This window comes from Streptomyces sp. BPTC-684 (assembly GCF_030028635.1).
In the GTDB taxonomy this organism is placed as follows: Bacteria; Actinomycetota; Actinomycetes; order Streptomycetales; family Streptomycetaceae; genus Streptomyces; species Streptomyces noboritoensis.
The window spans coordinates 1,524,922-1,547,020 of the sequence record NZ_CP124863.1; the positions used below are offsets into that span (position 1 = coordinate 1,524,922).

Genomic DNA, 22,099 nt, shown 5'->3' on the forward strand with positions numbered 1-22,099 from the left:
CGCGGCGCGGACCGCACCGGTGTGACACTTGAGGCGTGCGAAGCGAGAACACCCTCTTTGTGGGCGGGCCCCTCGACGGGCGCGTCCTGCCCGTCCTGGTCGGCCCCACGGACAAGCCGCCCCAGTGGTACGAGGTCCCGGTCCCGGACGCCGACGGCGGCCCGCCGACCGTCCACGCCTACCGGCGCGAACCCGCCGGACACGGCAAGCGGCTCGGGCTGCCGCGCGGCTGGAAGTACACCTACGTCCCGGAGGGGCGCGAGCCGCGCCGCTGGCCCTGGACCAAGCCGAAGCCGCGCGCGTAGGGGCTCTTGTGGCGCGATAAGCTCGCTGGTCCACGCCGTGCCGCAGGGGGAGTTGAACCATGGAGGCGCTGACCGCCGAGGAACCGCGCGAGCTCGGTCCGTACCGGATGCGGGCCAGGCTGCGCGAGACCGGCACCGCCCGGGTCTATCTCGCCCACGGGGCGGACGGGCGCGGCGTCTCCGTCACCGCCGCCCGCCCCGACCTGGCCGCGCTGCCCGCCTTCCGCACCCGCTTCCGGGCCGAGGCACAAGCGGCCGAGCGGCTCGCCGGGCCCTGGGTGCCGCCGGTCCTCGCCACCGGCCCCGAGGAGTGGCTGCCGTGGCTGGCCACCCCGTTCACGGCCGCGCTCACCCTCGCCGAGGCGGTGGCGCTGGCCGGACCGCTGCCCGAGCCGGCCGTGCGCACCCTGGGCGCGGCGCTCGCCGCCACCCTGGAGCGGGCGCACGCGGTGACCGGCGAGGCCTTCCAGGGCCTGGGCCCCGACGTCGTGCTGCTCACCGCCGAAGGACCGCTGGTCACCGCCTTCGGCGTGCTCGGCGGCGCGAGTGCGGCGAGCGCCGGGGAGGGCGGCAGCCTCGGCGTGACCGTCGGCTATCTGACGCCGGAACAGGTCGCCGGGGAGAAGCCCGGCCCCGCCGCCGACGTCTTCATGCTGGGCATGCTCCTCGCGTACGCGGCCGGGGGCGCGGGCCCGTTCGACTCCGGCCCCGCCGACGCGGCCGCCCACCGCATCGCGCACTCGGTCCCGGACCTCACCCCGGTCCCGGCCGCCCTGCGCCCGCTGCTCGGCCGCTGTCTGGCCAAGGCGCCCGGGGCGCGCCCGGCCCCGGCCGAGGTGGCCGCCGAGCTGGTCCCCGGCGGTGCCGACCCGGCGCCCGGCGCGGGGTGGCTGCCGCCGCGTCTGACGGCCGCGATCGCCGAACGGGCCGCGCAGGCCCAGGAGTTGCCCGGCCCGGCGGTAGCCGACCGGGTGCCGGAGCCCGCCGCGCCGCTGCCCGCACCGGCCCTGAACGGGCAGGCTCCCCCGCAGCCCGCCTGGTCGGCGCCGCAGCCCCTGCCCGTACCGCCGACCCGGGCTCCCGAGCCCGCTCGGCCCGCCACCAACGCCCTGTCCCGGCTGGCCGCCGACCGCCGGTCGCTGCTGACGGCCGGGCTGGCGGCGGTGGCGGGGCTTGCGGTCGGCGCGGCCGGAGTGCTGGCGTTCGACGGGGACGACGGCGACGGGAAGGCCCCCGCCGCCGACAGCAAGCCCGCCGCCCGCCCGCAGCCGGTACCCGGAGCGCCCCCGGCGGCCCGCTGGGGGTACGCGGTGCCCGGCGGCAAGCTCCTCGGCACCCCGCTCGTCCAGGGCGCGGTCCTGGTGGTGCCCGGCGCCGCGCCCACCGGCGTCGACCTGCGCACCGGCAAGCAGCTGTGGACCCGCCCCGAGCTGGCCGGTCTCGCCCAGCTCCAGCCGGCGGGCCCGGACCCGGCGGTGGCGTTCGGCGTCGGCCCCACCGACTTCACCTGGTTCGCGGTGGCGGACGGCGCGATCCGCCAGAAGGTGGCGTACGCCCAGCTCGCACCCGGCATGGGCACCCCCGAGGTGCGCGCGCACGACGGCACGACGGTGTGGTTCACGGCCACGGTCGGCAAGGACACGGCGCTGTACGCGTACGACATCGCCACGCGCACCACGCTGTGGCGGCGCCCGCTCGGCCGGGGCGAGACGTTCGAGTGGGCGACCGCCGTCGGCGGCCGACTGATCGCGCGCCGCCCCGCCGCCGCCCCGCCGAAGGGCGCCAAGCAGGTGCTCGCGGAGTTCTTCGCGGTCGACCCGAAGACGGGCAAGGACCTGTGGGCGCGGTCGTACGGGACGGTGCTGCCCACCGACGCGGCGGTGCTGTCGCCCGACGGCACGCTGCTCACCACGGCGGGCGGCGGCCTCCAGGCGTTCGACCTGGAGACGGCGAAGCTGCGCTGGCAGCGCGGGAAGGGCATGGGGACGTACGGAACCCCCTTGCTGGACAAGGGAGTTGTGTACGCCCCCGACACCACCACCAAGGTGGCGGCGGTCGCCGCGCCGGACGGCCGGGAGGTGTGGGTCGGCTCGACGGACCTGGCGCCGACCACCTCGGTGGAGACCCGTGCGGTGGCGAGCGCGTCCGGGCGTACGGTCCTGGCGCTCGACCCGTTCCAGGTGACGGCGCTGGACGCGGCGAGCGGCGAGCGGCTGTGGAAGTTCCAGGACGCGGGCACCCTGGAGCAGTCGGCGGACCGGGGCACCTACCGGGCGGTGGCGGCGGGCGCGGACGCGGCGGTGGTGTGGCACGGGGCGACGCTGTACGCGCTGCCGGTGCGGTGACCGTTCTCCTCGTACGCACATGACGGCCGCCGGGGGCAAGCGCCCGCGCCGGAGTACGGCCGTACGGGGGAAGGATCCGCACCGTTCACCCGACTCGGCGGGCCGCGCCCCGGATCACCGTGCCACCATCCGACCGGAGGTGAGCACGTGTCAGACAAATCCCTGCGTACGGTGTGCACGGCGGCGGCCGTCGCGGCGGCGCTCGTGTCGGGCGTCCCCACGGCGCAGGCCGCACCCACTCCGCCGGAGAGTTCGGTGTCCGGCCTGCTGACGCAGCTGCAGACGCTGTACCGGCAGGCCGAGGAGGCGTCCGAGGCGTACAACGCGGCCGAGGAGCAGCTGAAGCGGCGCGAGGCGGACGAGAAGAAGGTCACGGCCGGGCTGATGAAGGCGCGGGGCGCGCTGGCGGAGAGCCGGGAGGCGGCGGGCCGGCTGGCCCGGGAGCAGTACCAGGGCCGCAGCGAACTCTCCACGTACATGCAGCTGTTGCTGGCGAGGGACCCGCAGGGGGCGCTCGACCAGGGGCATCTGATCCGGCGCGCCTCGGACGAGCGCCGGGCGTCGCTCGCGCGGCTCGCCTCGACGGAGAAGCGGGCGGACGGTCTGGCGCGGGCGGCGCGCAAGGCCCTGGACGAGCAGGCGCTGCTGACCGCGCGCCAGCGTCGGGCGCGCGACGACGTACAGGCCCGGCTCAAGGACGTGGAGGGCCTGCTGGCGTCCCTGAGCGAGGACCAACTCGCCGAGCTGGCCCGCCTGGAGCGGGACGGGACGGCGAAGGCGCAGCGGGATCTGCTGGCGACGGGGGCGCTGAGCGGGGTGCGGGCGCCGTCGGAGGAGGGCGAGCAGGCGCTGCGGTACGCGGTCGGGCAGCTCGGCAAGCCGTATGTGTGGGGGGCGGAGGGGCCGGGGTCGTACGACTGCTCGGGGTTGACCTCGCAGGCGTGGGCGCATGCGGGGCGGTCCATTCCGCGTACGAGTCAGGAGCAGTGGGCGTCGCTGCGCCGGGTCCCGCTGCGGTCCCTGCGGCCCGGTGACCTGGTGGTCTACTACCCGCGTGCGACGCACGTGGCCCTGTATCTGGGCGACGGCCTGGTGGTCCAGGCGCCGCGCCCCGGCACCCGGGTGAAGGTCTCGCCGATCGCGTCGAATCCGCTGCTGGGGGCGGTGCGGCCGGATCCGGGGGCGGATCCTGTGGGGTCGTATCTCCCGCCGAGGTTGCCGGTGGGGGTGGGGGCGGATTCGGACGAGGGCTACGGGTCGGAGGCCCCTCCGGGGGATTGAGCCCCCACCCCGCCCCTTCCCGAAAGCCCTGGGCGGGCGGCCGGGTGCTTCGGCTGCGGACCGTGCTGGGCTGGTCGCGCAGTTCCCCGCGCCCCTTAAATGCCGCTGCGCGGCATCCCCTGGGCGCCCCGGAGGGGCGCTTCCAGGGGCGCGGGGAACTGCGCGAGCAACCAACGACGGTCCGCAGACGAACGAAGCGGGGTGCAGGGGCCGCAGGCCCCGCAATGGGGTCCGGGGGCGCAGCCCCCGGGAAACCACCTTCCGCCCCCTCTCCCCCGGAGGGTTTAGGGAAGGGGCGGGGAGGGGCCAACTCACGCCGCTTGCGCGGTCACCTCCGCCAAATACGCCCCCGCCTTCTCCTCCTCGAAGAAGAAGTCCTCGAAGTCCGACGGGTCGTCGAAACCGTTCGCGAAGCGGTCGGCGACCGGCTGGAGTTCGGTCGCCGCACCGATCAGGTCGAGGACGTGCTCCGGCGGCACACCCAGCATCGCGTTCGTCCACTTCACCACGTGCTGGGCAGTCGACCAGTACCGGTCGAACGTCGAACGCATCCACTCCTCGTCGAACGCCGACTCCCCCCGCTCCACGATCGACGCCAGGTACGACGCCGCGCACTTGGACGCCGAGTTGGAGCCCTGACCGGTGATCGGGTCGTTGGCGACGACCACGTCCGCCACGCCCAGGACCAGGCCCCCGCCGGGCAGCCGGCCGACGGGGTTGCGGACGGTGGGCGCGTACCGCCCCGCCAGCGTGCCCCCGGCGTCCGTCAGCTCGACCTTCGTCGCCCGCGCGTACTCCCAGGGCGTGAAGCGCTCCATCAGCTCAAGGGTGAGGGACAGGTGCTCGCCCGGGTCCGTCACGCCCCGGAACACGTCCAGCGGGCCGCCCGGGACGCCCTCCCAGAAGAGGATGTCCGCCCGGCCCGACGTCGTCAGCGTCGGCATCACGAACAGCTCGCCCACCCCGGGCACCAGGTTGCACCGGACCGCGTCGAAGTCCGGGTGCTCGGGGCGCGGGCCGAGCCCGTGCACGTACGACACCGCGAGCGCCCGCTGCGGCTCCGCGTACGGGGAGCGCGAGGCGTCGCGGCCGAACATGGACACCAGCTCGCCCTTGCCCGCCGACACCAGCACCAGGTCGTACGTCCGCGCGAAGAAGTCCAGGTCCGAGACCGCCGCGCCGTGGATGACCAGCTGGCCGCCGCGCTGCGCGAACGTCTCCATCCAGCCCGCCATCTTGACCCGCTGGTCGACCGACTGCGCGAAGCCGTCCAGGCGGCCGACCCAGTCGACGGGGCGCGAGGCGTCGGGGCCGGCCACCGAGACGCCCAGGCCCTCGATGCGCGGGGCCTGGGACTCCCAGAAGTTCAGACCCAGGTCCCGCTCGTGCTGGAGCGCCGTGTGGAACATGCACTGCGTCGACATGACCCGCCCGGAGCGGATCTCGTCGGCCGTGCGGTTGGACATCAGGGTGACCTCGTACCCCTTCGACTGGAGTCCGAGGGCCAGCTGGAGCCCGGACTGACCGGCCCCGACTATCAGGATTCGCCGCATGCGAGTGTTCTCCGATACGTCAGCAGATACGTGAGCAATGAAAACGAGTGCGTGCGCCGCTACTCCGGGAGCTCTTCCAGCGCGTGCGCCACCAGACTCAGCAGCGACTCGATCACCGTGATCTTGTCGCGCGCGTCCATGATCACGACAGGGATGTGCGGCGGCACCGTCAGCGCCTCCCGGACGTCCTCGGGCTCGAACGACTCGGTGCCCTCGAAGTGGTTGACCGCCACGATGTACGGCAGGTCGCAGCTCTCGAAGTAGTCGAGCGCCGGGAAGCAGTCGGACAGCCGCCGGGTGTCGGCGAGCACCACCGCGCCGATCGCCCCGCGCACGATGTCGTCCCACATGAACCAGAACCGCTGCTGCCCGGGCGTGCCGAACACGTACAGGACGAGGTCGTCGTCGAGCGTGATGCGGCCGAAGTCCATGGCCACGGTCGTGGTGGTCTTCTCCGGGGTCGACGAGAGGTCGTCCGTGCCCTCGCTCGCCTCGGTCATCACCGCCTCCGTCCGGAGCGGAGTGATTTCCGAGACGGACGACACGAACGTCGTCTTTCCTACGCCGAAGCCGCCCGCCACCACGACCTTCGTCGCGATGGGGGCCCTCGTGCGGTCCTGCTGCCAGGGCCGCAGCTCCTCCTCGACGGACTCGGCGGACTCGGCCGCTTCGGGCGTCAGGAGTTCAGAGGCGGCGGAGTCCACTCATGACCCTTTCGAGCAGCGCGCGGTCGGGCCGCCCGGGGCCGTGCCCGGTCCCGTACACACGGATCCTTCCCTGGTCGGCCAGGTCGCTGAGCAGCACCCGGACGACCCCCAGCGGCATGCTCAGCAGCGCCGAGATCTCCGCGACCGTGCGCATCGCCCGGCAGATCTCCACGATCGCCCGCATCTCCGGCATCATCCGCAGCGGCGATCCGCCCAGCGCCTTTCGCTCCTCGGGCGCCTCGATGGCCGCCACGAACGTCTCCACGAGGAGTACGTGACCGAAGCGGGTGCGCCCGCCGGTGAGCGAGTACGGGCGGACCCGCGCGGGGGTTGGGGTCTCCCCTGCTCGAACGTAGTTGAGAGCTTGGGGAAGGCCGGCACCTCGTATCGGCAGCTTGGGAGCGGACGAAGTCACTGGACGGCCTCCATCGACTGGCGCAGCTCGCTGCGGAGTTCGGGGGTGAGCACGTGTCCGGCGCGGCCGACGAAGAGGGCCATGTGGTACGCGACGACGCTCACGTCGCAGTCCGGGGTGGCGTGCACCCCGAGCAGCGAGCCGTCGCTGATCGCCATGACGAAGACGCTGCCCTCCTCCATCGCGACCACGGTCTGCTTGACGCCGCCGCCGTCCATGAGCCGCGCGGCGCCGTAGGTGAGGCTGCCGATGCCGGAGACGATGGTGGCGAGGTCGGCGCTGGAGCCGCGCGGCCCCTCGGGGCGGGGCTCCGTGCGGGTCTGCCGCTGGTCCGGGTCGGACGAGAGCAGCAGCAGACCGTCCGAGGAGACGACCGCGACCGAAAGCAGCCCGGGCACCTCCTCGACCAGGTTCCGCAACAGCCAGTGCAGATTGCGGGCTTCGCTGCTCAGTCCGAACGTGCCGGTGCCGGTCGCAGTCAACTGCGTGCCTCCTCGACTGTCTCCCCCGTCTGTGGCGTGGATGCCTTCTTCTCTTCGACGTGTGCTTCGCTCTGTGCTTCCTGGATCTCGGTCTCGACGTGCCTGCGGCCCTCCAGGGCGCCCTGCTGGAACCCGCCGAGCCGCCGCCGGAGCGCGTCGGCGACCTCCGCGCCGCCCTTGCGCGGGGCCGGGGCGGTGGTACCCGCCCTGACCACCTTCGGGGTGCGCTTGGGCAGCCCCTTGTCGGTGACGCGCTGCGCGGGGACGGTGGGCCGGACCTCGGGTTCCGGCGTGGGCTCCGGCGTCGGCAGCCGCATCTCGAACGTCGGCTCGTCGACCCGCTCGTGCGTGTCCGGCTCTGCCGTCACAGGGGCCAGGACCGGGATCTCCGCCGTACGCTCCGCCCGCTCGGGCAGCACGTTGGAGTTGGCCTCCGCCAGCGCGCCCGGCAGCGTGAAGCGCGGCGCGTCGCCCTGTGCCGGCGGCACGTGCGGCGGCGCGGCCGGGGGCGTCTTCGGCAGGATCGGCTCGGGCAGCACGACCACGGCCGCGAGCCCGCCCTGCTTCTGCTCGCGCAGTTCGATCCGCACCCCGTGGCGGCGGGCGAGCAGCGCGGCGACGTGCAGCCCGAGCCCGCCGGTCTCGGTGCCGGGCTCCCCCGGCTCGTACGTGGACGGGTCCGCGAGCCGCATGTTGAGCTCGGTGCGGCGCGCCGGGCCGACCCCGATGCCCTCGTCCTGGACCGAGAGCATGACCTCGCCGCTCTCCAGCTGCCAGCCGGAGAGCTGGACCTGGGCGTCCGGCGGTGAGAACGAGGTGGCGTTCTCAAGCAGCTCGGCGACCAGGTGGCTGAGGTCGTCGGCGGCGAACCCGGCCACCTGGGCGTGCGGCGGCAGGGCCTGGATGACGACCCGCTCGTACCGCTCGATCTCGCTGACGGCGGCCCGCAGCACATCGACGAGCGGGACCGGGCCCGGGTGGTTGTGGTGGTGTTCGGCGCCCGCGAGGACCAGCAGGTTCTCGCCGTGGCGGCGGATGACCGTGGCCATGTGGTCGAGCTTGAAGAGCGTGGCGAGCTGGTCCGGGTCCTGCTCGCGCTCCTCCAGGCCCTCGATGATGCCGAGCTGACGCTCGACCAGGCCGAGGCTGCGCAGCCCGAGGTTGACGAAGGTGTGCTGCACGGTGCCGCGCGCCCGCTCCAGCTGCGCGGTCAACTCCCGTACGGACTCGGCCAGTTCGGCCCGCTCGACGGCGAGGGCGGTCTGCCCCTCGCGGGCGTCGGCCAGCTCCGCGCCGAGCGCGTCGGCGCGGGACGCGTGGTCGCGCAGCCGGTCGTGGAGGGTGTTGAGGGACCGTACGGCCTGGGCGAACTCGTCGTTGCGGCCGGTGAAGCGGACCGGCTCCTCCGTCTCGGGAGCCGTGGCCAGCCGGGCCGCCCCGCGCCGCAGCACGGCGAGCGGCCGGGTCAGGCTGCGGGCGCTGGCGGACGACACGCCGACGGCGAGCAGCAGCAGCGCGCCGACCAGCGCGACCCGGAGTTCGAGCCCGGTCACGTCGTCGTCGCGCAGCGCCCCGAACCGCTTCACCTCGGCCGTGGCGAGCGCCGACTCGGTGCCGCGCATCCGGTCGATCCGCGCGGTGAGCGCGGCGGCGACCTTGTCGGCACCCAACTTGCGGTCGGAGGTGCCGAGTTGCGGCTGGTCGGTGAGGCGGGCGAGATAGCGCTCGGCGGCGTCCACGTCCGGGCCGGTGACCGTGGTGGAGAGCTTCTCGCGCGCGGTGGCGGCGGCCGCCTGGTCGAAGTCGGCGAGCGCGGACTGCTCGCGCACCCGCGCCTGCTGCCCGGCGGCGCTCAACGCGTCCCGGGTGCGCCCCTCTTCGCCGTCGCCCGCGTCCTTCTGCACGTACCGCCCGGTGATCGGGTCGTAGACCGTGGTGCCGGGCTTCTGCGGCACCGAGAGCGCGGCGACCAGCAGGCCCCGGGTGGCGGAGGCCTGTTCGACGGCGCGGCCGAGGTCGGCCGGGGCGCGGGTGGCCTCGGCGGCGCGCGGGGGCGTCCTGTCGGCCAGCTCGTCGGCGAGGCCGAGCAGCTTGGCGATCACGTCGGAGTACGTGCGGTGCGCCTCCAGGGCGGTGCCCTTGCCGGTGAGGGCGGTGCGGCGCAGGGAGGGCACGGTGGCCAGGTCGCGGCCGAGGGCCGCGGGCGCGGTGGCGCGGATCTCGTCGATGCGCCGGTCGACGCGGGTGGCGCGGTCCTTGAGCGCGGCGTCCTTGCGTACATCGCGACCGCCCGCGATGTACGCGGTGACGTCGTCGCGTTCGTCGGCGAGGGCGTGGGCCAGGGTGACGGCCTGCTGGTTCAGCTCGGCCAGGGTGACCAGGCTCTGGGACTCGTTGAGGTCCGAGGAGGCGGTGAGCAGCGCGGGGGCGCCCGCGCCCAGGACGGTGAGGGAGACCAGGGCGACCGAGGTGACCAGCCGGGTCCGTACGCGCACGGTGCGTCCGGCGCCCGCGGTGTCCGCGGCGCCCTCAGCGCCCGCGGCGCCCTTGACGGTCTCGCCGCCCTTGCCCCGAGGCCGCTTGTTCTGCACCGGTGCTCTCAATCTTGACTCGTCCACCCATGAAGCCGAGGTGACGACCGGTCATGCGTCTCTTGCGTCCTATGCGACGCGTTCCCACCCCTGCACGGCTTCCGACCATTCCAGTGGTTTTCGGAAGGAGGCATGCAACATCCACTCCGCCACCCGAACGAGTGAACAACACTCGGGAGTTGGCCATCAACTCCCGCGGAATGCCTGCCCCCGCTCGTGTGGCAGGCCGGTTGGAACTTCCGCGCGGCCTTTGGCAGGATGCCCGCCCACAGCTTCCCGGCAGGGCGTCGGGCCCGGCCGGAGCCGCGTTCCGGCCCAGTGGTCCAGGCCAATTGGCCGCCATGAAGGCCGCGTGGAGGCGTCGTGCAGACTGGCCGTATGCGCATCGAACTCGCCACGGCCCCCGGTGACCCCGCACGCCCCAACGAGGACTGGGCCGCCACCGTGCTGCCCGCCGCCGGACGGGGCGGGGTGCTGGTGGTGCTCGACGGGGTGACCCCACCACCGGGCAACGGCGACTGTGTGCACGACGTGCCCTGGTTCACCGCGCGGCTCGGTGGCGCTCTGACCGAACTGTCCGGTTCGCGGCGCGACATACCGCTGACGGGGATCCTCGCCGAGTCCATCAGGCGCACCGCCGACGCCCACCGTGACACCTGTGACCTTTCTCACCCGCGTACGCCTCAGGCGACGGTGGTCGTGGCGCGTTGGGACGAGGAGGTCGTGGAGCATCTGGTGCTCTCCGACTCCGTGCTGCTCCTGTCGTCGCCCGACGGGGTGGTCCGGGCGGTCCTGGACGACCGGCTCGACCGGGTGCCGCGGTCTTTGCTCGTGTCGGATGAGGTGGCCGACGCGGTTGCCCGTAACCGGGAGGGGGGGTTCTTCACCGCGGCTGCGGACCCCGCTGTGGCCGAGCTTGCGGTCACGGGCCGCACCCCCGTACGGGATGTACGGGCACTCGCCGCGCTCAGCGATGGCGCGAGCCGGTGGGTCGAGACGTTTCGCGAGGGCGACTGGGCGGGGTGTCTGGCTCTGCTGCGCAAGGCCGGGCCGCAGGGGGTGATCGACCGTGTGCGCGAGCTGGAGCTCGGCGACACGGATCGTACGTATCTGCGGCGCAGTAAGACGCATGATGACGCCACCGCCGTGTATGTGGAGCTTTGAGCGGCGGCTGCCGGCCGGTGAGGGCTGGTCGCGCAGTTCCCCGCGCTCCTAACGGGGCGCCGCCCCCGGTTCCTGCATGTCCGCCCTCGCGTTCAGCTGGTGCAGCAGTCTCGCCAGTTCTGCGATCTCCTTGCGGTCCCAGTCGGCCAGTTTGGTGACGTACTGGGCGCGGCGGGCGTCGCGGACGCGGCGGAAGCGGGCCAGGCCCTCCTCGGTGAGGCGTACCAGCGAGGCGCGGCCGTCGGCCGGGTCCGGCTCGCGCGCCACCAGGCCCAGGTCCTCCAGGGCGCGCAGCTGGCGGCTCATGGTCGCCTTGCCCACGCCGAAGTACGCGGCGAGCTCGGTGGCCCGCTGCGGGCCGCCCTCCTCCAGGCGCACGAAGAGCCCGTAGGCCGCGGCCTCCAGCTCGGGATGGACCGCACGGGCCATCTCGCCGGAGGACGCCCGGGCACGCCTCAGGAACACCGCCAGCTCGCGTTCGAGTGCGAGAAACTCCTGGTCCGGACCGTGCACATCAGCTCCCATCCCACGCTGTCCCGACGGGACAGTATTTCCCAGTCCCCTGCGGACAGGGGCCCCCGGTGCCGAGCACCGGGGGCCCTTTGGCTCAATTACGAGTCACGCGGGGAGCGCATTCAGCAGGTGCCGGCCGGCCGCTCCCGGGTGACCAGGTCCGTCCAGCCAGTGGTGCCGTCCAGCCAGACGACCTGCCGCCCGCCCGCGGCGGACGGGTACAGCTGCTCGCCGCGGTTGCAGGAGAGGCGCTCCCTGCGCGTGCCGTCGGCGCTCAGCTGCCACAGCTTGGGCAGGGTCTCATTGCGGTACTGGGTGTCCGGCAGCAGGGTGTTCACCGTGACCGCGTCGTCCGACGCGGTCAGGTCGAACGGGATCAGCGCGCCGGGGCCGGACTCGGCGCTGATGTCCGCCGTGCCGGTGCCCTCCAGGGTGGCCCGGCGGACCGCCATCTGTCCCTGGTCGGCGAAGTTCTCGTCGACGAGCCAGAACACGTTCTTGCCGGTGATGCCGGTCTGGCCGATCGCCTGCGGCTCACCGAGCTGCTGGGCGAGCTGCGTCTTGCCGGTGGCGATGTCGTACGTCTCGGTGCCGATCTTGTAGTCGTTTTCGCCCGGGTAGAGCTTGGCGTACGCGATCCTGCCGTTCTTCAGCGAGGGCAGTCCGGTGCCGAGCTCGTACCTGCCGCCGTCCACCCAGGTGGGCTCGCGGTCGCCGGGCTTGAGGAAGCCGACGTGCCGCCCGCCGAACGGGTCGAAGGCCTCGAAGACCACCGTGCCGTTCTCCACGTGCAGGTTCTGGACGTTGGTGTACGAGGTGTACAGCGTCTTGATCGGGCCGCCCGCGATCGGCCGCGAGAGGATGTCGAGGCTGGACGTGCCGAACGCGGCCCACACCACCGTCTTGCCGTCGGTGGCCGGATACACGTGGTAGCGGCCGTCGTTGGGGCTGATCAGCTTGGGCGTGCCCTTGCCGTCGACCCGGCCGGCGTAGACCGAGTAGGCCTCGCTGCCGTCGTCGTTGGACTTGGACGTGGCCCACCAGCCGCCGCCCGCGGCCGTGCCCGTACCGGCGATGTTGAGCTTGCCGAAGAGGCGGTCGGAGTCGACGCCGATGGCGTTCTCCCAGCCGGGCACGATGCCGTGGGCGTTGAACGACCGCTTGACGACGTTCTGCTGCTTCGCCGAGAGCCCCAGGTCCTTGGCGGCCGCGACGACCGCGTTGCGGGCCTCGGTGTAGCCGTCCAGCGGGGTCATGTACGTGGAGAGCGCCTTGTAGACCAGCCGGTCCGCGAGGAACGGGTCCTTCGGGTCGAGGTCCTGGCGGATGTCCCACAGGGCGCCCGAGAAGATCGTCGAGTTGAGGTGGACGCCGCCGTTGTCGGTGCCGAAGGTGACGCCGAGGTAGTCCTTGGCCGTGGTGCGGCCGTCGTTGAGGTCGCGGAAGGCGCACTCGCGCGGCTTGGCGGTGCGGCACAGGTCCTCGCCGAGGAGCCCGGAGTCCGGGTCGTCCATCTTCGTGCCGCTGGCGGTGACGTCGATGGCGTTGCCGAAGTAGTCCGCGAGCGCCTCGTTGAGGGCGCCGGACTGGCCCGCGTAGACGAGGTTCGCGGTGTTCTCGACCACGCCGTGGGTCATCTCGTGGCCGACGACGTCGAGGTCGGCGGAGAGCGTCTTGTACTGGTCGTCCCCGGCGCCGTACACCATCTTCTGGCCGTCCCAGAAGGCGTTGACGAACGGGCCGCCCGCGTACGTCACGCCGACCAGCGAGTTGATGGTCATGCCGCGCCCGTCCAGGCTGTCGCGGCCGTGCACCTTCTTGTAGTAGTCGTAGACCTGCCCGGCCGCCCAGTGGGCGTCGACCGCGCCCGCGGCGGTGGCGTCGCCGCTGTAGTCGGGGGCCGCGCTGGTGAACTCCTTGAGCCCGTCCGGCCAGCGCCCCGAGGCGTCGTTGACGTCGACCGCGCGCGCGTCCCAGGTGTGCAGGGTGTTCTTGCTGGTGGTGGCCATCCGCGCGTAGTCGACGAGGCTGTACTGCTTGGCCGCCTCGTCGAAGTAGATGTCCAGCGCGACCTGCTCGCCGTTGTACTTGACGCCGGTGCCGGTGGTGCCGGGGTTGGTGGTGGCGGCGGGCGCCTGCCGAGCGGCCGTCTTCCGGGTCGTTCGCTCCGTGCCGGTCGCGGGCTTCGGCGCGGTGATCGTCTTGATCAGGCTGTACTGGAGCACCGGGAAGCCCGCGTGCGCGTCGACGTAGACGTCCTGCAGGACCGGCCTGCCGGTGGCGGTGTCGGTGCCGCGCACGGTGACGCGGTAGGTGAGGATGCCCGGGCCCTTGGGGACGACGACCAGGCCGCCCGCCTTGCCGGTGAGCGCGGCCGCCGCCTTCGTCTTGGCGCCCTCGGAGGGCTGGACGTCCTTCTTGCCGAGGGTGGCGCCGCCGATGCGGGCGGCGACCGAGGTGACGGCCCGGCGCACGGCGACGTCCTCGGCGACGGTCGCCTTCGTGCCGGTGGTCAGACCGGTGAAGTACTTGCCGGAGGTGCCGGTGACGACGCGCTTGCCGTCCTTGTTCTCCATCCGCACCACGTACTGGCCGCCGAGCACCTCGACGCCGTGGTGCTTCTGCTGGAGCCGTACGGTCTCGTCCGCGCCCTGCTTGAGCGTCTGTACGGGGGTGAGGTCGCGGCCGGGGTCGGCTATCCGGTAGCGGCTCTCCTTGGCGGCGAGGTGGCCGCGGGCCGCGTCGGCGGGCGCCGCCTTGGCGTCGGCACTCTCGTGGAGTCCGTCCACGAGGGCGGGGGTCTCGGTGCCGGTGCCGGGGACGACGTCGGCGGCCGGTGCCTGCGCCGGGGGCGCGGCGTGGGCCGCCGGTACCGCGGTGGCGAGGAGGGCGGCGGCCCCCAGGAGCGCGGCCACCCCCGCGCCCGTGCCGGTCCTGCTCCCCCGGGTGCCGCTTGCTCCGGCTCTGCCTGCTCTGGGCTTGTGCAAGGTCTTTCCTCCACGGGCCGATGCGAGGTGCCTCCCGCGAACGGCGTCGGCCGCACGGGAGGCCGGTGGCGCCGGTGGGCGCCGACTGGTCATGACCATGCAAGCCTGTGGGGCGTGAACTCCTCAATGGGGCATGTGAGTTGACATGGGGACTTTGGCGCGAATGCGACCCGGGAGAGCGGGCGGGGGCGCGGGCGGCACGGCGGGGCGGACCATTCGTCCGTCAACTGCCCACGGCTGAAAGTCACTTGCGGCCGCTCGCGGTCGGCGCAGCTCGCACCGACCTCCGTCGCCCCGCCAGAGGCCTGGGCCAATGGCAGTTCCAGAACCTCTTTCGCGTCACGGTCTACGTGCGTAGCTTTTCCCGTATGACATGTCCACAACGACATGTCGATTCCCCGGCACGTCCCCCCACCCACGCCTTTCGGAGGCACGCAATGCCCGTGCACAGACCCGGAACGGCCCGTCGCGGTCCCCTCGCCGCGGCCGGAATCCTCCTCTCGGCCCTCGCCCTCCTCCTCACCGCCCCCGGCACGTCCGGCGCGGCCCAGACTCCCGCCCGCGGCTCCGCCACCATGGGCATGGGCGTGGCCGCCCACGACGGCACCGGCGGTGCGCCGACCGGCTCGACGGTCGTCCAGACCGAGGGCGTCGACACCAGCAGCCACAACGGCAACGTCGCCTGGACCACCCTGTGGAACAGCGGGGTGAAGTGGGCCTACGTCAAGGCCACCGAGGGCACGTACTACACCAACCCGTACTTCGCGCAGCAGTACAACGGCTCGTACAACGTCGGCATGATCCGCGGCGCGTACCACTTCGCGACGCCGGACACCACGAGCGGCGCGACCCAGGCCAACTACTTCGTGGACCACGGCGGCGGCTGGTCGCGCGACGGCCGTACGCTGCCGGGCGCGCTCGACATCGAGTGGAACCCGTACGGCGCCGCCTGCTACGGCCTCTCCCAGGCCTCGATGGTCAACTGGATCCGCGACTTCGTGAACCAGTACCGGGCCCGCACCGGCCGTGACGCGGTCATCTACACCGCCACCAGCTGGTGGACCCAGTGCACCGGCAACTCGGCCGCCTTCGGCTCCACCAACCCGCTGTGGATCGCCCGCTACAACACCGACCCGGGCACCCTCCCGGCCGGCTGGGGCTACTACACGATGTGGCAGTACACCTCGTCCGGCCCGACGGTGGGCGACCACTCGAAGTTCAACGGCGCCTACGACCGGCTCCAGGCTCTGGCCAACGGCTAGCGCACCCCCGCCCCCGGTGTGCCGACGCGCCCCGGGGGCCTCACCGCTTTCCGTCCCGTCATACGACAGGATGGTCGCCATGCGCGTGCTGCGAAGGGTGCTGCGGGTGTCCGCCGCCGGGATGCTGGCCCTGGTCACGGGGTGCGGCGGGGCGGCCGTGTCCGCGCCCCAGCCGGACCAGCCCGACCAGGTGCCGCCTGCGCCCGCGCCCACCCCGCAGACGTCCGCCGCCGCGACCTCCGGACTGCCGTCCGTGGGCGTGCTGGTCGACGGCGACAAGCACTGGTGCACGGCCAGCGTCGTCGCCAGCCCCAAGGGGAACGTCGTCGCCACCGCCGCGCACTGCGCGGACGCCGGTACGGTGGGCTCGATGGCGTTCGCGCCCGGCTTCTCCGGCGCGGTCAAGGGCTCGTACCCGTACGGGACCTGGAAGGTCAGGGCCGTCCAGACCGACGAGCGGTGGTCCGGGGACGGCGACGACTCCTTCGACTACGCCTTCCTGACCCTGGAGCCGGACGCCCGGGGCCGCAGTGTGCAGAGCGTGGTGGGCGCGGCCCAGCCCGACTGGAGCTCGGGGCCGCGGCGCCGGGTGACCGTCTTCGGCTATCCGGACGAGGACCACAACCCGGGGAACCGGCCCATCGCCTGCACCACCGACACCCGCCCGGACACCGAGCTGGCGAGCGACGTACGGATCGACTGCGCCGGGTTCTGGACCGGCACCAGCGGCAGCCCGTGGCTGGCGGACTACCGGGGGCCGGACCACCGCGGCCGGCTCATCGGCGTGCTGAGCGGCGGCGACACGGACGTGGCCTCCACGGCGGTGCTGTTCGACGCGCGAGCGCGCGCACTGTACGAACGAGCCGCGCGCGCGTAGCGCTCCGCGGGAGGCGGAGTGTTTTGTCTGCGGACCGTGCTGGGTTGCTCGCGCAGTTCCCCGCGCCCCTGGAAGTCTGTGGCTGAGCTGGGTTCTCCGGCTGCGGCCGACTACCTAAGGGGCGCGGGGAACTGCGCGACCAGCCCCCACCGGCCCGCAGCCGAAAGTCACGCCGCCAGCGGTACCCGCACCTCCGCCGGGGCCAGGGCGATCTCCAGGACCTGGCGGACGTCGCTGACCGGGTGGACCTCCAGCTTCTCCAGCACCTCCGCGGGCACGTCGTCCAGATCCGGCTCGTTGCGCTTGGGGATCACCACGGTGGTGATGCCCGCCCGGTGCGCGGCGAGCAGCTTCTGCTTCAGACCGCCGATCGGCAGCACCCGGCCGGTCAGCGACACCTCTCCGGTCATCGCCACGTCGGTGCGCACCAGGCGCCCGCTGAGCAGCGAGGACAGGGCGGTCACCAGGGTGATGCCCGCGCTCGGGCCGTCCTTGGGGACCGCGCCCGCCGGGAAGTGGACGTGCACGCCCCGGTCCTTGAGGTCGGCGACCGGCAGCTCCAGCTCGGCGCCGTGCGAGCGCAGGAAGCTCAGCGCGATCTGCGCCGACTCCTTCATCACGTCGCCCAGCTGGCCGGTGAGGGTCAGGCCCGCCGCGCCCGTCTCCGGGTCGGCGAGCGACGCCTCGACGAACAGGACGTCGCCGCCCGCCCCGGTCACCGCGAGGCCGGTGGCCACGCCGGGCACCGAGGTGCGCCGCTCCGCCGGGTCCTGGGCGGACTCGGGGACGTGGTGCGGGCGCCCGATGAGCCCGCGCAGGTCGTCGGGCGTCACCGTGAAGGGCAGTGCGCGCTCGCCGGTCTCGTGCTGGGCCGCCACCTTGCGCAGCAGCCGGGCGAGCGAGCGCTCCAGGTTCCGCACGCCCGCCTCGCGGGTGTACTCCCCCGCGAGCCTGCGCAGGGCGCCCTCCTCCAGGACCACCTCGCCGGCGTCGAGCCCGGCCCGCTCCAGCTGGCGCGGGAGCAGGTGGTCGCGGGCGATGACGACCTTCTCGTCCTCGGTGTAGCCGTCGAGGCGGACGAGCTCCATACGGTCGAGCAGCGCCTCCGGGATGGCCTCCAGGACGTTGGCCGTGGCCAGGAAGACGACGTCGCTCAGATCGAGCTCGACCTCCAGGTAGTGGTCGCGGAACGTGTGGTTCTGCGCCGGGTCGAGGACTTCGAGCAGGGCCGCGGCCGGGTCGCCGCGGAAGTCGGAGCCGATCTTGTCGATCTCGTCGAGCAGCACCACCGGGTTCATCGACCCGGCCTCCTTGACGGCCCGGACGATCCGGCCGGGCAGCGCGCCCACGTACGTACGCCGGTGGCCGCGGATCTCGGCCTCGTCGCGGACGCCGCCGAGGGCGACGCGGACGAACTTGCGGCCCATGGCGTGGGCCACGCTCTCCGCGACGCTCGTCTTTCCCACGCCGGGCGGGCCGACGAGCGCGAGCACCGCGCCCCCGCGCCGCCCGCCGACCACGCCCAGGCCCCGGTCGGCCCGCCGCTTGCGAACCGCCAGGTACTCGGTGATGCGCTCCTTCACGTCCTCCAGGCCCGCGTGCTCGGCGTCCAGGACCGCCCGGGCGCCCGCGATGTCGTACACGTCCTCCGTCCGCTCCTGCCACGGCAGTTCCAGGACGGTGTCCAGCCAGGTGCGGATCCAGGAGCCCTCGGGGGACTGGTCGCTGGAGCGCTCCAGCTTCTCGACCTCCTTGAGGGCGGCCTCGCGGACCTTCTCGGGCAGGTCGGCGGCCTCCACGCGGGCCCGGTAGTCGTCGGACTCGTCGCCCTCCGACTCGCCGTTGAGCTCGCGCAGCTCCTTGCGTACGGCGTCGAGCTGGCGGCGCAGCAGGAACTCGCGCTGCTGCTTGTCCACGCCCTCCTGCACGTCCTTGGCGATGGACTCGGCCACGTCCTGCTCGGCGAGGTGCTCGCGCAGGTGCTCGGTGGCGAGCTTGAGGCGGGCGACCGGGTCGGCGGTCTCCAGGAGCTCGACCTTCTGGGCGGTGGTGAGGAACGGCGAGTAGCCGGAGTTGTCGGCGAGGGCCGAGACGCCCTCGATCTGCTGGACGCGGTCGACGACCTGCCAGGCACCGCGCTTCTTCAGCCAGTCGGTGGCGAGCGCCTTGTACTCCTTGACCAGTTCGGTCACCTGGCCGGGCAGGGGGTCGGGCACGGTCTCCTCGACCGTGGCGCCCTCCACCCACAGGGCCCCGCCGGGGCCGGTGGTCCCGGCGCCGATGCGCACCCGGGCCACACCCCGGATGAGCGCGCCCGGGTCGCCGTCGGAGAGCCGGCCGACCTGCTCCACGGTGCCGAGGACGCCGGTCGCGGCGTAGGCCCCGTCGATGCGCGGGACGAGCAGCACCCTGGGCTTGCCCGCCGAGGGGCCGTCGGCCCGGACGGCCGCCTGGGCGGCCTCCACGGCGGCCCGCACCTCGGTGTCGGACAGATCCAGTGGCACGACCATCCCGGGCAGCACGACCTCGTCGTCGAGCGGCAGCACAGGCAGGGTGAGCGGTGCGGACGAGTGAGCCATGATCTCCCCTTCGGCAGTCAAGTTGAGCTATGCCGACTCAATGCATGTGAGCGAAGGAATGTTCCCCAACGGGTGTTCGCTCTGAGCGATCACCACTTGTAAGAGTCGCGTAGCGGAAAGAACTATTACCCGCATCGCTATTACGGGAGGGACAGCCATGGAATCCGTACCGGAGCTCGTCGAGGCCTGGACCAAGGGGTGGGTCGTGTCGCGCGGCGCGGCGGCGCCGGTCGCCGAGCCCTGGGGCTGGACCATCGACGTCGGCCAGGTCAAGCAGGTCTCCCGGCACGTCCTGCCCGAGCCCGACGAGGCCTCGGTGCGCAAGCTGGCCGAGGCGACCACCGCGCCCGGCACCTGGCTGAAGCTCTTCGCTCGGGGCGACACGGTCCGGCCGTGGCTCGGCCCCGGCTGGCAGGACGACGAGCCCGGCTTCCTGATGACGGTGCGGCTGGCCCCGGCCCCCGCCGAGGTCCCGGCCGGTTACACGCTCACCCGCTGGACCACCGGCGGCGTACTGCGCGTCCTGGTGCGCACCGAGGCGGGCCACTTCGCCGCGCGCGGCCAGATCGCCCCCACCGGCGCGACCGCCGTGGCCGACCAGATCGAGACGTCGCCCGAGCACCGGCGCCGGGGGCTCGGCAGCCTGGTCATGCGCACGCTCCAGAGCGGCGCGCACGCGGCGGGGGCCACCACCGGCGTCCTGGTCGGCACCCCCGACGGGCAGGCGCTGTACGAATCGCTCGGCTGGACGACGCACTCACCCATGGCCGGCCTGTACTTCGCTCCCACCGATCCGGCATCCTCGGCTGCATGAGCCTCACCGGCAGGACCTGGACGACGACCGGAGCGCTGCTGCTCGTCACTTTGCTCGCGGCGACGGCCTGCGACTCCACGAGCTCCACGGCGGACGGCGCCTCCAAGTCGCCCACCCCGGCGCCGAGCACCACCCTGAGCGCGCTGACCCCGCCGCCCAGCTCGCCGGAGAGCGCCACGCCCACGCCGCCCGCCCGGCACGGGCAGCTGCTCAAGCTGGTGGTGAGCGGCGGGTTCGCGGGGCTGCACAACGAGCTGGTGGTCAAGGCGGACGGCTCGTACACCTCGACGAGCCGGGACGGGAAGACCACCACTGGCACGCTGCCGCCCGATGCCCTGGCCAAGCTCCGCACGGCCCTCAAAGACGCTGACTTCGCGCATCTGCCGCCGCGCCCGACCGGACGCCCGATCGCCGACGCGCTGATGTACCAGTTCACGTACGAGGGACACGTCGTCCTCACCGACGACATCCATCAAGGCCCGGCGCTACGGAACGTACGAACCCATCTGCCCGTCGGCTACCGCTGACGGCTCGTCGGCGCGCCCGGCCCTGCGCCGGTCCGCCCGGCGCAGCACCGGCCAGCAGGCGACGCCGACGAGCAGGGCGGTCGGATGGCCCCAGCTGGCCAGCGGATCCGCCATGTCGAGCAGGTCCTGGGTGAGGAGCACGGCCATCACGCCGAGCAGCGGCCACCGCAGCAGCGGGGACAGCAGCCCCGCGAGCGCGCCGACGCTCGCCATCAGGCCGAAGCTGATGCCGTAGTCGAGGCGGTGCAGCGAGGAGTCCGGGAGCTGCCCCGCCATGACGGAGACGCCCACCGGCACCTCGGTGACCAGCGTCGCCACCACATGGCCGAGCAGGAACACCCCGACCGTGCGCAGCCCGCCGACGCGGCGCTCCAGGGCGGTGAGGACGAAGACGAAGCCGACGGCCCACGGCGAGGAGATGCCGCCCGCGATCCACAGCGCGCTGGCGAGCAGCACGAGCACCGGGGTGCGGCTGAGGTGCTGCACATCGGTGCTGGAGCCTTCGATCAGCGTGCGGACCGTGTCCGGGTCGCCGAACTCCATGTACAGCGACGTGAGGAGCAGCAGCAGGGTGTACGCGAAGGTGAAGGGCGTGCCCGTGGGGGTCGGCACCAACTGGACGGCGCGGCGCAGCAGGCCGCGCACCTGCGGACCGACGGGCGTCCCGGCCGCCACAGGGGTCTTCGCGATGTCCCCGCCCTCCGGCGTCTCGTCTGCCGTCCGCCGAGCCGTCGGCCGCTGCCGCGGGATGCCGTCGAGCAGCCCAGTCTGGTCCCGCGTCGTTCCAGGGTTCACCGGTGAGGCCCCTTCCACCGGGCGCCGCACGCTCGCCCGGAACCACAAGCCGCGCCGGTGATCGTCCGGCCTTGATGCTTACGCTTGTACAACGCTCACCCTCTGCGAACGCTCCCCATCACGTCTATGACTTGTGCCACATTGGACAACCTTTGACGCAGGCCGCGCGTCGGCCTCCGAGCCGTTCGCTCCGCTTACGAGGAGGTCCTTCGATGTCCATCGCCGACCCGATCGCCACCCCGGTCGTACTCGACCGGCGCGAGGGGCCGTACGGAGAGGTCGTGCTCCGGCGGCGCGGCCCGCACTTCGAGATCATCGCCAACGGCACGTTCCTGATGGACACCTCCGACGGGCGCTCGGAGAGGCTGCTCGTGGACGCCGCGTACGAGGCGCTGCCGGGCGGCCGCGAGCGGCCCTCGGTGCTCATCGGCGGGCTCGGCGTCGGCTTCTCGCTCGCGCACGCCGCCGCCGATCCCCGGTGGGGCCGGATCGCCGTGGTGGAACGCGAGTTGGCGGTCATCGACTGGCACCGCTCGGGCCCCCTGGCACCGCTCTCCGAAACCGCTCTGGCCGACCCCCGCACCGAGGTCCTGCACACCGATCTGGTCGCGTACGTGACGAGCAGCCAGGACACCTTCGACGCGCTCTGCCTGGACATCGACAACGGGCCCGACTGGACCGTCACCCGGAGCAACGACAGCCTCTACTCCCCCACCGGTCTCGCGGCCTGCCGGGACCGCCTCACCCCCGGCGGAGTGCTCGCGGTGTGGTCCGCCCAGCCGTCCCCCGCCTTCGAGGAGGCTCTCCAAAATGCCGGATTCTCCGGGGTTAGGACCGAAGAGATCACAGTTGCCCGGGGCGTCCCCGACGTGGTCCATCTCGCCGTTCGCCCTGCGTAGCCG

At 73.1% G+C, this 22,099-nt stretch carries 18 protein-coding genes; 9 read left to right on the forward strand and 9 right to left on the reverse strand.

Features of this window, described 5'->3' with window-relative positions:
- Nucleotides 1-35: 35 nt before the first annotated feature.
- The 3 genes from QIY60_RS06690 (at nucleotide 36) to QIY60_RS06700 (ending at nucleotide 3,931) form a co-directional block, all read left to right on the forward strand.
- A complete protein-coding gene (locus QIY60_RS06690) occupies nucleotides 36-305 on the forward strand; it encodes a hypothetical protein (RefSeq protein ID WP_101390105.1) in 270 nt (89 codons plus the stop codon).
- A 59-nt stretch (nucleotides 306-364) separates the two neighbouring features.
- Complete coding sequence (locus tag QIY60_RS06695) at nucleotides 365-2,650, forward strand: PQQ-binding-like beta-propeller repeat protein (protein WP_283141609.1); 2,286 nt, start codon at nucleotides 365-367, stop codon at nucleotides 2,648-2,650.
- A 147-nt stretch (nucleotides 2,651-2,797) separates the two neighbouring features.
- Complete coding sequence (locus QIY60_RS06700; protein ID WP_283141610.1) at nucleotides 2,798-3,931, forward strand: C40 family peptidase; 1,134 nt, start codon at nucleotides 2,798-2,800, stop codon at nucleotides 3,929-3,931.
- 311 nt (nucleotides 3,932-4,242) lie between these two features.
- On the opposite strand, the gene QIY60_RS06705 is transcribed toward QIY60_RS06700, so the two are convergent.
- From QIY60_RS06705 to QIY60_RS06725, 5 genes are read right to left on the reverse strand one after another with little or no spacing between them, the layout of a single operon-like run.
- Nucleotides 4,243-5,484: a styrene monooxygenase/indole monooxygenase family protein gene (locus tag QIY60_RS06705; RefSeq protein WP_283141611.1), complete on the reverse strand. Its 1,242-nt coding sequence runs from the start codon at nucleotides 5,482-5,484 to the stop codon at nucleotides 4,243-4,245.
- A gap of 59 nt (nucleotides 5,485-5,543) precedes the next feature.
- Nucleotides 5,544-6,188 carry an ATP/GTP-binding protein gene (locus tag QIY60_RS06710; RefSeq protein WP_283141612.1) on the reverse strand — a complete coding sequence of 215 codons (645 nt, stop codon included), beginning with the start codon at nucleotides 6,186-6,188 and terminating at the stop codon, nucleotides 5,544-5,546.
- A complete protein-coding gene (locus tag QIY60_RS06715) occupies nucleotides 6,169-6,579 on the reverse strand; it encodes a DUF742 domain-containing protein (protein WP_283145840.1) in 411 nt (136 codons plus the stop codon). Before QIY60_RS06715 ends, QIY60_RS06710 begins: the two co-directional genes overlap by 20 nt.
- A gap of 23 nt (nucleotides 6,580-6,602) precedes the next feature.
- Nucleotides 6,603-7,088, reverse strand: coding sequence for a roadblock/LC7 domain-containing protein (locus tag QIY60_RS06720; RefSeq protein WP_283141613.1), 486 nt, complete (start codon nucleotides 7,086-7,088; stop codon nucleotides 6,603-6,605).
- Complete coding sequence (locus tag QIY60_RS06725) at nucleotides 7,085-9,679, reverse strand: nitrate- and nitrite sensing domain-containing protein (protein ID WP_283141614.1); 2,595 nt, start codon at nucleotides 9,677-9,679, stop codon at nucleotides 7,085-7,087. The genes QIY60_RS06720 and QIY60_RS06725 overlap by 4 nt, the downstream gene beginning before the upstream one ends.
- A gap of 378 nt (nucleotides 9,680-10,057) precedes the next feature.
- Between QIY60_RS06725 and QIY60_RS06730 the strand changes: the two genes are divergently transcribed.
- Entirely contained in the window at nucleotides 10,058-10,843 is a 786-nt protein-coding gene (locus QIY60_RS06730) for a hypothetical protein (RefSeq protein WP_283141615.1), read from the forward strand.
- A 48-nt stretch (nucleotides 10,844-10,891) separates the two neighbouring features.
- Here the strand turns inward: QIY60_RS06730 and QIY60_RS06735 are convergent, their stop codons facing one another.
- Nucleotides 10,892-11,368, reverse strand: coding sequence for a MarR family transcriptional regulator (locus QIY60_RS06735; RefSeq protein ID WP_283141616.1), 477 nt, complete (start codon nucleotides 11,366-11,368; stop codon nucleotides 10,892-10,894).
- 110 nt (nucleotides 11,369-11,478) lie between these two features.
- The gene (locus QIY60_RS06740; protein WP_283145841.1) at nucleotides 11,479-14,271 is read right to left on the reverse strand and encodes a M4 family metallopeptidase; all 2,793 of its coding nucleotides are present in this window, start codon (nucleotides 14,269-14,271) and stop codon (nucleotides 11,479-11,481) included.
- 509 nt (nucleotides 14,272-14,780) lie between these two features.
- On the opposite strand from QIY60_RS06740, the gene QIY60_RS06745 reads away from it, so the two are divergent.
- Complete coding sequence (locus tag QIY60_RS06745) at nucleotides 14,781-15,605, forward strand: lysozyme (protein WP_283141617.1); 825 nt, start codon at nucleotides 14,781-14,783, stop codon at nucleotides 15,603-15,605.
- Nucleotides 15,606-15,684: 79 nt separating this feature from the next.
- Nucleotides 15,685-16,482: a trypsin-like serine protease gene (locus QIY60_RS06750; RefSeq protein ID WP_283141618.1), complete on the forward strand. Its 798-nt coding sequence runs from the start codon at nucleotides 15,685-15,687 to the stop codon at nucleotides 16,480-16,482.
- Between the two features lie 167 nt (nucleotides 16,483-16,649).
- On the opposite strand, the gene lon is transcribed toward QIY60_RS06750, so the two are convergent.
- Entirely contained in the window at nucleotides 16,650-19,061 is a 2,412-nt protein-coding gene (gene lon / locus QIY60_RS06755; protein ID WP_283141619.1) for an endopeptidase La, read from the reverse strand.
- Between the two features lie 157 nt (nucleotides 19,062-19,218).
- On the opposite strand from lon, the gene QIY60_RS06760 reads away from it, so the two are divergent.
- Together QIY60_RS06760 and QIY60_RS06765 are read left to right on the forward strand one after the other, a co-directional pair.
- On the forward strand, nucleotides 19,219-19,875 hold the full coding sequence (locus QIY60_RS06760; protein ID WP_283141620.1) for a GNAT family N-acetyltransferase: 657 nt from the start codon (nucleotides 19,219-19,221) through the stop codon (nucleotides 19,873-19,875).
- The gene (locus QIY60_RS06765) at nucleotides 19,872-20,402 is read left to right on the forward strand and encodes a hypothetical protein (protein WP_283141621.1); all 531 of its coding nucleotides are present in this window, start codon (nucleotides 19,872-19,874) and stop codon (nucleotides 20,400-20,402) included. The genes QIY60_RS06760 and QIY60_RS06765 overlap by 4 nt, the downstream gene beginning before the upstream one ends.
- On the opposite strand, the gene QIY60_RS06770 is transcribed toward QIY60_RS06765, so the two are convergent.
- Entirely contained in the window at nucleotides 20,361-21,077 is a 717-nt protein-coding gene (locus QIY60_RS06770) for a rhomboid-like protein (protein ID WP_283145842.1), read from the reverse strand. The two genes, QIY60_RS06765 and QIY60_RS06770, sit on opposite strands and share 42 nt — an antisense overlap.
- Before the next feature lie 332 nt (nucleotides 21,078-21,409).
- Here QIY60_RS06770 and QIY60_RS06775 point away from each other — a divergent pair, with 332 nt between their 5' ends.
- Nucleotides 21,410-22,096: a spermidine synthase gene (locus QIY60_RS06775; RefSeq protein WP_283141622.1), complete on the forward strand. Its 687-nt coding sequence runs from the start codon at nucleotides 21,410-21,412 to the stop codon at nucleotides 22,094-22,096.
- Nucleotides 22,097-22,099: the final 3 nt, after the last annotated feature.